The sequence below is a fragment of the Duganella callida genome, from assembly GCF_004614165.1.
Taxonomy (GTDB): Bacteria; Pseudomonadota; Gammaproteobacteria; order Burkholderiales; family Burkholderiaceae_D; genus Rugamonas; species Rugamonas callida.
Window position 1 is genome coordinate 1 of sequence record NZ_SPVG01000089.1, and the last position, 12492, is coordinate 12492.

Consider the following 12492-nt stretch of genomic DNA (forward strand, 5'->3'; position numbering starts at 1 on the left):
CATTGGGTCGCGCGCGACCCAATGTCCGAATGTCGGCTCTGACCCCGACTTAAAAAAAAACGCCACCCGAAGGTGGCGTTTTGACTGGCCGGGCGAAGATTACGCTTCGTCGCCGTGCGGGGTGACCGTTTCGGTCGCTTCCACATCTCCGCCGGACATGGCGGCCTTCTCGGCTGCCAGCAGAGCCTGGCGCTCTTCGACTTCCCACTGCTCTTTCTCTTTGCGCGCGCGGTGGAAGGCCAGACCGGTACCGCCCGGGATCAGACGGCCGACGATGACGTTTTCCTTCAGGCCGCGCAGACCGTCGCGCTTGCCCATGATCGCCGCTTCGGTCAGCACGCGGGTGGTTTCCTGGAACGATGCGGCCGAGATGAACGAATCGGTCGACAGCGATGCCTTGGTAATACCCAGCAGCACGTTTTCGTAGGTGGCCGGCAGCTTGCCTTCCGCGGTCACGCGGTCGTTTTCTTCCAGCATCTCCGAACGCTCCACCTGCTCGCCAACGATGTAGTTGGTGTCGCCGGCGTTGGTGATCTGCACGCGACGCAGCATCTGACGCACGATCACTTCGATGTGCTTGTCGTTGATCTTCACGCCCTGCAGACGGTACACGTCCTGCACTTCGTCGACGATGTAACGCGCCAGCGCTTCGATCCCCAGCAGACGCAGGATGTCTTGCGGATCGGCCGGGCCGTCCACGATCATCTCGCCCTTGTTCACCACCTGGCCGTCGTGCACCAGCACTTGCTTGTCCTTGGTGATCAGGAACTCGTGCTTGTTGCCGTCCATGTCGGTGATTTCCAGACGCTGCTTGCCCTTGGTTTCCTTACCAAACGCAACCGTACCGGTGACTTCCGCCAGCATGCCCGCGTCTTTCGGCGAACGGGCTTCGAACAGCTCGGCCACGCGCGGCAGACCACCGGTAATGTCACGGGTCTTCTGCGATTCGGTCGGGATACGTGCCAGCACTTCACCCACCGACACTTGCTGGCCATCTTTCACCATGATCAGCGCGCCGACCTGGAAGCCGATCGATACCGCGTGTTCGGTACCGGCGATCTTCACTTCGTGGCCGTCGTCGTTCAGCAGTTTCACCTGCGGACGCATGGTCTTGGTCAGCGAGCCGCGACGTTTGGCGTCGATCACCACCAGGGTGGCCAGACCGGTCACCTCGTCCACCTGACGGGCCACGGTCACGCCTTCCTCGACGTTCTCGAAGCGCACCGTACCGGCGTACTCGGTGATGATCGGACGGGTCAGCGGATCCCAGGTCGCCAGCGCCGTGCCGGCCTTGACCGCCATGCCATCCTTGACGATCAGGGTGGCGCCGTACGGCACCTTGTGACGCTCGCGCTCACGGCCGTGGTCGTCGGTGATCAGCACTTCGCCCGAACGCGAAATGACGATCTGCGCGCCCTTGCCGTTGGTGACGTAACGCATGGTCGAGGTGAAGCGGATGGTGCCGTTCGACTTCGCTTCCACCGACGAGGCCACCGCCGCACGCGACGCCGCACCACCGATGTGGAAGGTACGCATGGTCAGCTGGGTACCCGGCTCGCCGATCGACTGCGCCGCCACCACACCCACCGCTTCGCCGGCGTTGACCAGCAGGCCGCGGCCCAGGTCGCGGCCGTAGCACTTGGCGCACAGGCCGTAGCGGGTGTCGCAGGTCAGCGGGGTGCGGATCTTCACTTCGTCGATGCCGACGCGTTCGATCTCTTCCACCATGTCTTCGTCCAGCAGGGTGCCGGCTTCGTACAGGGTTTCCTGGGTTTCCGGATTGACGATGTCGGTACCGGCCACGCGGCCCAGAATACGGTCGCGCAGGGCTTCGATCACTTCACCGCCCTCGACCATCGCCTTCATCAGCGTGCCGTTCGAGGTGCCGCAATCGTCTTCGATCACCACCAGATCCTGGGTCACGTCGACCAGACGACGGGTCAGGTAACCCGAGTTCGCGGTCTTCAGTGCCGTATCGGCCAGACCCTTACGGGCGCCGTGGGTCGAGATGAAGTACTGCAACACGTTCAGACCTTCGCGGAAGTTCGCGGTGATCGGCGTTTCGATGATCGAACCATCCGGTTTCGCCATCAGACCACGCATACCGGCCAGCTGGCGGATCTGCGCGGCCGAACCACGGGCGCCCGAGTCGGCCATCATGTAAATCGCGTTGAACGATTCCTGGGTGGTCTTGGTGCCATCGCGCTTGACCACGTCTTCCACTTTCAGCTGGTCCATCATGGCCTTGCCGACTTCGTCGGAAGTCTTGCCCCAGATGTCGACCACCTTGTTGTAACGCTCGCCGGCGGTCACCAGACCCGAGGCGTACTGCTGCTCGATCTGCTTGACTTCCGACTCGGCGGTCGAAATCAGGGTGACTTTTTGCGGCGGTACCAGCATGTCGTCCACGCAGATCGAGATACCGGCGCGGGTCGCCAGGCGGAAGCCCGACTGCATCAGCTGGTCGGCAAACACCACGGTGGCGCGCAGGCCGCACTTGCGGAACGAGGTGTTGATCAGCTTCGAGATTTCCTTCTTCTTCAGCGCGCGGTTCAGCACCGAGAAAGGCAGACCTTTCGGCAGGATTTCCGACAGGATGGCGCGGCCGACGGTGGTCTCGTAGCGGGTCAGGGTACGGACGAACTCGCCCGTCGCCGGATCCTTGGGATTCTCGACGATACGCACGGTGATGCGGGTGGTCAGCTCGACTTCCTTGTTGTCGTAGGCACGGATGACTTCCGACACGTCAGGGAACAGCATGCCCTCGTTCTTCGCATTGATCGCTTCGCGGGTCGCGTAGTACAGACCCAGCACGATATCCTGCGACGGCACGATCGACGGTTCGCCGTTCGACGGGAACAGGATGTTGTTCGAGGCCAGCATCAGGGTACGCGCTTCCATCTGCGCTTCGATCGACAGCGGCACGTGGACCGCCATCTGGTCACCGTCGAAGTCGGCGTTGAACGCCGCGCAGACCAGCGGGTGCAGCTGGATCGCCTTGCCTTCGATCAGCACCGGCTCGAACGCCTGGATACCCAGACGGTGCAGGGTCGGCGCACGGTTCAGCATGATCGGGTGTTCGCGGATGACTTCTTCCAGGATGTCCCAGACCACCGGCTCCTGGATTTCCACCAGCTTCTTCGCGGCCTTGATGGTCGTTGCCAGACCCATCAGTTCCAGCTTGTTGAAGATGAACGGCTTGAACAGTTCCAGCGCCATCAGCTTCGGCAGACCGCACTGGTGCAGTTTCAGCTGCGGACCCACCACGATCACCGAACGGCCCGAGTAGTCGACGCGCTTGCCCAGCAGGTTCTGACGGAAACGGCCGCCCTTACCCTTGATCATCTCGGCCAGCGATTTCAGCGGACGCTTGTTGGCGCCGGTCATCGCCTTGCCGCGACGGCCGTTGTCCAGCAGCGAGTCGACCGCTTCCTGCAGCATGCGCTTTTCGTTGCGCGTGATGATCTCTGGAGCGCGCAGCTCCATCAGACGCTTCAGACGGTTGTTACGGTTGATCACGCGGCGATACAGATCGTTCAGATCCGAGGTCGCGAAACGGCCGCCGTCCAGCGGCACCAGCGGACGCAGTTCCGGCGGCAGCACCGGCAGCACTTCCATGATCATCCACTCGGGCTTGATGCCCGAGCGCTGGAACGCTTCCAGCACTTTCAGACGCTTGGCGTATTTCTTGATCTTGGCTTCGGACTTCGATTCCTTGAGTTCCACGCGCAGGGTCTCGGCATCGCGGTGGATGTCGATCGAGCGCAGCAGTTCACGGATACCTTCCGCGCCCATGAAGGCGGTGAAGTCGTCGCCGTACTCTTCGTACTTGGCGGCGTAATCGTCTTCCGACATGATCTGGCACTTCTTCAGCGGGGTCATGCCCGGATCGGTCACCACGTAGGCTTCGAAGTACAGCACGCGTTCGATATCGCGCAGGGTCATGTCGAGCACCATGCCCAGACGCGACGGCAGCGATTTCAGGAACCAGATGTGGGCGGTCGGCGAGGCCAGCTCGATGTGGCCCATGCGCTCGCGGCGCACCTTGGCCAGGGTGACTTCGACGCCGCATTTCTCGCAGATCACGCCGCGGTGCTTGAGGCGCTTGTACTTGCCGCACAGGCACTCGTAGTCCTTGATCGGGCCAAAGATCTTGGCGCAGAACAGACCGTCGCGTTCCGGCTTGAAGGTACGGTAGTTGATGGTTTCCGGCTTCTTGACTTCGCCGTAGGACCACGAACGGATTTTTTCAGGCGAGGCGAGACCGATCTTGATCGCGTCAAAGGTCTCGTTCGTCTGTACTTGCTTGAATAGATCGAGCAGTGCTTTCATGTATCACTCCAGGTAGTGATGGAATTCTTTAAAGAGGAAGTCGGGGTCAGACCCCGACTTCCACGCGCTTGTGTCTTAGTTGCGTTCCAGGTCGATATCGATACCCAGGGAACGGATCTCTTTCACCAGCACGTTGAACGATTCCGGCATGCCGGCATCGATCACGTGATCGCCCTTGACGAGGTTTTCGTACACTTTGGTACGGCCGTTCACGTCGTCGGACTTCACGGTCAGCATTTCCTGCAGCACGTACGAGGCGCCGTACGCTTCCAGTGCCCACACCTCCATCTCACCGAAGCGCTGGCCGCCGAACTGGGCTTTACCACCCAGCGGCTGCTGCGTCACCAGCGAGTATGGACCGGTCGAGCGCGCGTGCATCTTGTCGTCCACCAGGTGGTGCAGCTTCAGCATGTGCATCACGCCGACGGTGACCTTGCGTTCGAACGCTTCACCGGTGCGGCCGTCGTACATGGTGACCTGGTTCTTGGACGGGGTCATGCCCAGCTTGGTCGCGATCTCGTCCGGGTAGGCCAGGTCCAGCATGCGGCGGATTTCCGACTCATGCGCACCGTCGAACACCGGCGTGGCGAACGGCACACCCTTCTTCAGGTTGTGCGCCAGCTTCATGATTTCCTCGTCGTCGAAGTCGTCCAGGTTTTCCGGACGGCCAGACTCGTTGTACACGGTGGTCAGATACTTGCGCATCTCTTCGACCTTGATCTGCTGCGCCAGCATTTCGCCGATACGGATGCCCAGGCCTTTTGCCGCCCAGCCCAAATGGGTTTCCAGGATCTGACCGACGTTCATACGCGACGGCACACCCAGCGGGTTCAGCACCACGTCGGCCGGGGTACCGTCCGCCATGTACGGCATGTCTTCCACCGGCACGATACGCGACACCACACCCTTGTTACCGTGGCGGCCCGCCATCTTGTCGCCCGACTGCAGGCGGCGCTTGACGGCCAGGTAGACCTTGACCATCTTCTGCACGCCCGGCTGCAGCTCGTCGCCCTGGGTCAGCTTCTTGCGCTTCTCTTCGAACGCCAGGTCGAACTGGTGACGCTTCTCGGCGATCGATTCCTTGATCGCTTCCAGCGCGGTGGCCGACGCGTCCTCGGCGGGACGGATGTCGAACCAGTGGTACTTGTCCAGATCGTCCAGGTATTCCTTGGTGATCTTGGCGCCTTTCGCCAGCTTCTTCGGACCGCCGTTGACGACCTGGCCGATCAGCATCTTTTCCAGACGCTGGAAGGCGTCGCCTTCGACGATACGCATCTGGTCGTTCAGGTCCAGGCGGAAACGCTTCAGTTCATCGTCGATGATCTGTTGCGCGCGCTTGTCGCGGACGATGCCTTCGCGGGTGAACACCTGCACGTCGATGACGGTGCCGACCATGCCCGACGGCACGCGCAGCGAGGTGTCCTTCACGTCCGAGGCCTTCTCGCCGAAGATCGCGCGCAGCAGCTTCTCTTCCGGGGTCAGCTGGGTTTCGCCCTTCGGCGTCACTTTACCGACCAGGGTGTCGCCGGCCTGCACTTCGGCGCCGATGTAGACGATGCCCGATTCATCCAGACGCGCCAGCTGGTTTTCCGCCAGGTTGGAGATGTCGCGGGTGATTTCTTCCGCGCCCAGCTTGGTGTCACGCGCCACCACGCTCAGTTCTTCGATGTGGATCGAGGTGTAACGGTCGTCTTTCACGACGTTTTCCGAGATCAGGATCGAGTCTTCGAAGTTCAGACCATTCCATGGCATGAAGGCCACGGTCATGTTCTGGCCCAGCGCCAGCTCGCCCAGGTCGGTCGACGCGCCGTCGGCGATCACGTCGCCCTTGGCCACGCGGTCGCCACGGTTGACGATAGGACGCTGGTTGATGTTGGTGTTCTGGTTGGAACGGGTGTACTTGATCAGGTTGTAGATGTCCACGCCGACTTCGCCCGCCTGCGCTTCGTCGTCGTTAACACGGATCACCACACGGCCCGCATCGATGTAATCCACGATACCGCCGCGCACCGCCTGCACGGTGGTGCCGGAGTCGACCGCCACGGTGCGCTCGATGCCGGTACCGACCAGCGCCTTTTCAGGACGCAGACACGGCACGGCCTGACGCTGCATGTTGGCGCCCATCAGTGCACGGTTCGCGTCATCGTGTTCCAGGAACGGAATCAGCGAGGCCGCCACCGAGACGATCTGGCCCGGCGCCACGTCCATGTACTGCACGCGCTCCGGCGACACCAGGATGGTTTCGCCGGCTTCGCGCGAGGACACCAGTTCATCGATCAGCTTACCTTCGTCATTGATCTTGGCGTTCGCCTGGGCAATGATGTAGCGGCCTTCCTCGATCGCCGACAGGTAGTCGATCTGGTCGGTCACCTTGGAGTCCACCACCTTGCGGTACGGGGTTTCCAGGAAGCCGTACTCGTTCAGGCGCGCATACAGCGCCAGCGAGTTGATCAGACCGATGTTCGGGCCTTCCGGCGTTTCGATCGGGCATACGCGGCCGTAGTGGGTCGGGTGCACGTCGCGCACCTCGAAGCCGGCGCGTTCGCGGGTCAGACCGCCAGGGCCCAGGGCCGAGACGCGGCGCTTGTGGGTGATTTCCGACAGCGGGTTGGTCTGGTCCATGAACTGCGACAGCTGCGACGAACCGAAGAACTCGCGGATGGCTGCCGAGATCGGCTTGGAGTTGATCAGGTCGTGCGGCATCAGGTTGTCGGCTTCGGCCTGGCCCAGGCGCTCCTTGACGGCGCGCTCGACGCGCACCAGGCCGGCGCGGAACTGGTTTTCGGCCAGTTCGCCCACGCAGCGCACGCGACGGTTGCCCAGGTGGTCGATATCGTCGACTTCGCCGCGGCCATTGCGCAGCTCGACCAGGATCTTGATCACGGCCAGCACGTCGTCGTTCGACAGCGTCATGGCGCCGGTCAGTTCATCGCGGCCGATACGGCGGTTGAACTTCATGCGGCCCACGGCCGACAGGTCGTAACGGTCGGCGCTGTAGAACAGGCCGTTGAACAGCGCTTCCACCGATTCCTCGGTCGGCGGTTCGCCGGGACGCATCATGCGGTAGATCGCGATGCGGGCGGCGGTCTGGTCGGCGGTGTCGTCGATGCGCAGGGTCTGCGAGATGTAGGCGCCCTGGTCCAGATCGTTGGTGTACAGGGTCTGGATGTCGCTCACATTGCTGTCGCGCAGGCGGTTCAGCACTTCATCGGTCAGCTCGTCGTTGGCGTTGGCGATCACTTCGCCGGTGTCCGGGTCGACGATGTTCTTGGCCAGCACGCGGCCCAGCAGATAGTCTTCCGGCACCGAGATGTGCTTCAGGCCGGCGGCGTCGATGTCGCGTACATGCTTGGCATTGATACGCTTGTCCTTCATGACGATGGTCTTGCCGGTCTTCGGATCGACGATGTCGAAGCGCGCGACTTCACCGCGCAGGCGTTCGGCGACGAATTCCATTTCCGCGCCTTCCGAGCGCAGGTGGAAATTGTCGAACACGAAGAAGTTGGCCAGGATCTGTTCCGGCGTCATGCCGATGGCCTTCAGCAGGATCGACACCGGCATCTTGCGGCGGCGGTCGACGCGGAAGTACAGGATGTCCTTCGGGTCGAACTCGAAGTCCAGCCACGAACCGCGGTAAGGGATGATACGGGCCGAGAACAGCAGTTTACCGGACGAGTGCGTCTTACCGCGGTCGTGCTCGAAGAACACGCCCGGCGAACGGTGCAGCTGCGAGACGATCACGCGCTCGGTACCGTTGATCACGAACGAACCGGTGGAGGTCATCAGCGGCAGTTCGCCCATGTAGACTTCCTGCTCTTTCATTTCCTTGATGACCGGCTTGGTCGGCGAATCCTTGTCCAGGATCACCAGGCGCACCTTGGCGCGCAGCGGCGACGCGAAGGTCAGGCCGCGCAGTTGGCATTCCTTGACGTCAAAGACGGGGTCGCCCAGCACATACGACAGGAACTCGAGGCGCGCAAACCCGTTGTGCGACACGATGGGGAAAATCGAGGTGAAGGCCGACTGCAGGCCCTCGTTCTTGCGGGTCGAGGGACCGACGTTTTCCTGCAAGAAGCTGTGGTAGGACTCGAGCTGGGTAGCCAGCAGGAACGGAACGTTGTGAACGTTGGCGCGCTTCGCGAATGATTTGCGAATGCGTTTCTTCTCAGTAAATGAGTAGTGCATGGACACTCCGTGAGTGACAGAAAGGGAAAAAATTTCAGGTTTTGCCTGTGCTCCGGCGGTCTGTCACACAGACGAAACCTGAAACTTCTACCATTTCCAGCTGATTCAATGGAACTGCAGCATCTTGACAACGCTACAAATACGACACAGACGACAAAGGAGCCAAAGCCGGATATTTCCCCTCTTGCAAGGGGAAATCCTCAGCTTTGGCTCATGGCGCTAACTGTCAGCGGTTAGCTGCCGGTACAACTTGATTACTTCAGATCGGCCTTGGCGCCAGCTTCTTCCAGCTTCTTCTTAGCGGCTTCAGCGTCAGCTTTCGACAGGGCTTCTTTCACGGTCTTCGGTGCGCCGTCAACCAGATCCTTGGCTTCTTTCAGGCCCAGACCGGTGATTTCGCGAACAGCTTTAATCACGCCAACTTTGTTAGCGCCAACTTCCGACAGAACCAGGTTGAACTCGGTCTGCTCTTCAGCAGCGGCGGCGCCAGCGCCGGCGCCGGCAGCGGCTGGAGCAGCCATTGCAGCGGCCGAAACGCCGAACTTCTCTTCGAATGCCTTGACCAGTTCGTTCAGGTCCATCACGGACATTTCGCTCACTGCGTTCAGGATGTCTTCTTTGCTAATTGCCATTTGAAACTCCAATAATTTTTTGATACGTTTTAATCAGATAGTCACTTGAGAAAAACCCGTCAACAGCTTAGGCTGCCGGGGCTTCTGCTTCCGCAGGAGCGCCTTCGGATTTTTTCGCTGCCAGAGCAGCCAGACCACGTGCAAAGCCCGACACCGGAGCCAGCATAACGCCCAACAGCTGCGAGATGAGGACTTCACGGCTAGGAATGCTCGCCAACGCGGCAACACCAGCTTTATCCAGCTGCTTGCCTGCGTAGTTACCGGCGGTGATGACCAGTTTGTCGTTGGTCTTGGCGAAGTCGGCGACGACTTTCGCTGCGGCCACGGCGTCATCCGAGATCGAGTAGATCAGCGGACCGGTCATGCTGTCTGCCAGCGGGGCGAACTGCGTGCCTTCGACGGAGCGACGTGCGAGGGTGTTTTTCAACACTCGCAGGTACACGCCTTGAGCGCGCGCTTTGGCACGGAGTTGCGTCAAGTGAGCAACCTGGATGCCACGATACTCGGCCACGACGATAGTTTGCGCAGTTGCTACTTTTGCGGAAACTTCGCCGACGACGGCCTTTTTGTCATTCAGATTGAGACCCACGGTCAATCTCCTTAAATAATGACCAGCACCTGCCGGTCATCGGTTCGAACAACGGCGTCCGAGGTTAGGAGTCCAATGGACTGCAAAACTTGATCGGGAACACCATCTGCGTTGGGCGAAACATTCAATTAACCTCATGCCTGCCTGCTGCACTCGGCCCAACGGTCTTTGATTGCGGCTGCCGCGCGAACGGCAGCCATCCCAAAGAACTGCCCGGTGTGGTCACACCGGGACTGAATACTTAAGCTGCCAGGGTGGTCTGGTCTACACGGACGCCAGCGCCCATGGTCGACGACAGCGACACTTTACGCAGGTAAACGCCTTTGGACGAAGCCGGCTTGGCTTTGTTCAGGGCATCGATCAGCGCGTTCAGGTTGGTCTTCAGATCGGCATCCGAGAACGACTTGCGGCCGATGGTGGCGTGGATGATACCTGCCTTGTCGGTACGGTACTGCACCTGGCCGGCCTTGGCGTTTTTCACGGCGGTAGCGACGTCCGGGGTAACGGTGCCGACTTTCGGGTTAGGCATCAGGCCGCGCGGGCCCAGGATCTGACCCAGGGTACCGACGATACGCATGGTGTCGGGCGACGCGATGACGATGTCGAAAGGCATGTCGCCGGCTTTGACGCGCTCGGCCAGGTCTTCCATACCGACCACGTCGGCGCCGGCTGCCTTGGCAGCTTCGGCCTTGTCGCCGGTGGCGAACACGGCCACACGTACGGTCTTGCCGGTACCGGCTGGCAGCACCACGGAACCGCGAACCACCTGGTCCGACTTCTTCGGATCCACGCCCAGCTGAACCGACACGTCGATCGATTCGTTGAACTTGGCGGTGGCCAGTTCCTTGATCAGGGCAACAGCGTTGTCGAACGAGTAGTTCTTGGTGCTGTCTACTTTAGCTTTGATAGCTTGTGCGCGTTTGGACAGTTTTGCCATGATTACAGACCTTCCACGGTGATGCCCATCGAACGAGCCGAACCAGCGATGGTGCGCACAGCGGCTTCCAGATCGGCGGCGGTCAGGTCAGGGGTCTTCAGTTTAGCGATTTCTTCAGCTTGCGCGCGGGTCAGCTTGCCGACCTTGTCGGTATGCGGCTTGGCCGAACCTTTTTGCACGCCCGAATGCTTCTTGATCAGGAAGGTCGCTGGCGGAGTCTTCATCACGAAGGTGAACGACTTGTCCGCGAAGGCGGTGATCACCACCGGGATCGGCATGCCTGGTTCCATACCTTGGGTCTGCGCGTTGAACGCCTTGCAGAATTCCATGATGTTCAGACCGCGCTGACCCAGTGCCGGGCCGATCGGTGGGGATGGATTTGCTTTACCAGCTGGCACTTGCAGCTTGATAAAACCAACGATTTTCTTTGCCATGATGGCTCCTATCTTTGGAATGAGTAGTAGCGCCCCGCGATGCATTCACTGCATGACGGGGCTCCTCTTTTGCCAGATTTGTCGGGTTTTTACACCGTCGCCCGTTCTGGCGAACGGTGCTGCTTATACTTTTTCGACTTGGCCGAATTCGAGTTCGACTGGGGTGGCGCGGCCGAAAATCGTGACCGAGACGCGCACTTTCGATTTCTCGTAGTTGACTTCCTCGACATTGCCGTTGAAGTCAGTGAACGGACCGTCCTTGATGCGGACTTGCTCGCCCACTTCGTACAGCACTTTAGGCCGTGGCTTCTCGACGCCTTCCTGCATCTGCTGCATGATCTTGTCGATTTCGCGTGCCGGGATCGGGGTCGGCTTGTTCGATTTGCCGCCGATGAAGCCGGTCACTTTGGAGGTGTTCTTCACCAGGTGCCAGGTTTCGTCGGTCATTTCCATCTCGACCAGCACATAGCCAGGGAAGAAACGACGTTCGGTGACCGATTTCTGGCCATTGCGCACTTCGACCACTTCCTCGGTCGGCACCAGGATCTGGCCAAACTGGTCTTGCATGCCGGCGCGCTCGATGCGCTCACGCAGAGCACGCTCAACACTTTTCTCCATGCCGGAATACGCATGTACAACGTACCAGCGCTTGTTGCTTACTGGTACGCTGATTGGCGCTGCGCCAGCCTCTTGCGCCGGGATCTCGCCCGATGCACTGTCTTGCACATTTTCGCTCATTATTTTCGTATGCCCAGAATGACGTCGTACAACAGGAATTCCAATGTCTTATCCGTGCCCCACAGGAAGATCGCCATCACCAGCACAAAGGCAAACACGATGCCGGTAATCTGCATGGCTTCGCGACGGGTAGGCCAGACGACCTTTTTCGTTTCGCGGACTGCTTCTTTGGCAAAATTCAGGAAATCACGGCCAGTCGCCGAAGTCCACAAGATCAGCACCGCAAATGCCAAACCAGCTACTAGTGCGCCTGCGCGTACCAGAGCTGGTTTGTCGGACAGGTAGTAGAAACCTACCACACCTGCGATTGCAACGACGATAGCCAGTGCAACTTTGATCTTGTCATTCGACGTGCTAACAGTCTGCACGGTTTGATTTGACATTTATTTACTTTCGGTGCCCTGCACCAGATTCGGTGGCAGGGGCGGAGGGCATCGAACCCCCAACCTTCGGTTTTGGAGACCGACGCTCTGCCAATTGAGCTACGCCCCTACGTAAAACCACAAAGGATCGGATTATACCACCCGGACACCCGGGTGGCAATCGTCAACTTTTATTAAGCGATGATCTTGGCAACCACGCCGGCGCCAACGGTACGGCCGCCTTCGCGGATGGCGAAACGCAGACCTTCTTCCATCGCGATCG

The 12492-nt window shown here is 60.2% G+C and carries 9 protein-coding genes and 1 tRNA gene; all 10 read right to left on the reverse strand.

All coding sequences use genetic code 11. The features are described from left to right. Positions 1-99: 99 nt before the first annotated feature. On the reverse strand, positions 100-4332 hold the full coding sequence (gene rpoC / locus E4L98_RS09300; RefSeq protein ID WP_135201281.1) for a DNA-directed RNA polymerase subunit beta': 4233 nt from the start codon (positions 4330-4332) through the stop codon (positions 100-102). Positions 4333-4407: 75 nt separating this feature from the next. Continuing rightward, entirely contained in the window at positions 4408-8517 is a 4110-nt protein-coding gene (gene rpoB / locus E4L98_RS09305; RefSeq protein ID WP_135201282.1) for a DNA-directed RNA polymerase subunit beta, read from the reverse strand. A 254-nt stretch (positions 8518-8771) separates the two neighbouring features. Further along, complete coding sequence (gene rplL, locus E4L98_RS09310) at positions 8772-9149, reverse strand: 50S ribosomal protein L7/L12 (protein WP_135201283.1); 378 nt, start codon at positions 9147-9149, stop codon at positions 8772-8774. Between the two features lie 67 nt (positions 9150-9216). Next, on the reverse strand, positions 9217-9738 hold the full coding sequence (gene rplJ / locus E4L98_RS09315; protein ID WP_135201284.1) for a 50S ribosomal protein L10: 522 nt from the start codon (positions 9736-9738) through the stop codon (positions 9217-9219). 241 nt (positions 9739-9979) lie between these two features. Then, a complete protein-coding gene (rplA, locus tag E4L98_RS09320; protein ID WP_135201285.1) occupies positions 9980-10675 on the reverse strand; it encodes a 50S ribosomal protein L1 in 696 nt (231 codons plus the stop codon). Positions 10676-10677: 2 nt separating this feature from the next. After that, positions 10678-11109, reverse strand: coding sequence for a 50S ribosomal protein L11 (gene rplK, locus E4L98_RS09325; RefSeq protein WP_135201286.1), 432 nt, complete (start codon positions 11107-11109; stop codon positions 10678-10680). A gap of 123 nt (positions 11110-11232) precedes the next feature. Continuing rightward, positions 11233-11847, reverse strand: a complete 615-nt coding sequence (gene nusG / locus E4L98_RS09330; protein ID WP_135201287.1) for a transcription termination/antitermination protein NusG — start codon at positions 11845-11847, stop codon at positions 11233-11235. Further along, positions 11847-12230: a preprotein translocase subunit SecE gene (gene secE, locus E4L98_RS09335; RefSeq protein WP_135201288.1), complete on the reverse strand. Its 384-nt coding sequence runs from the start codon at positions 12228-12230 to the stop codon at positions 11847-11849. Before secE ends, nusG begins: the two co-directional genes overlap by 1 nt. Positions 12231-12263: 33 nt before the next feature. Continuing rightward, positions 12264-12339 (reverse strand) — tRNA-Trp (locus E4L98_RS09340). 64 nt (positions 12340-12403) lie between these two features. Next, on the reverse strand, positions 12404-12492 hold an 89-nt coding region (locus E4L98_RS09345; protein ID WP_461607614.1), incomplete at its 5' end, for an EF-Tu C-terminal domain-related protein.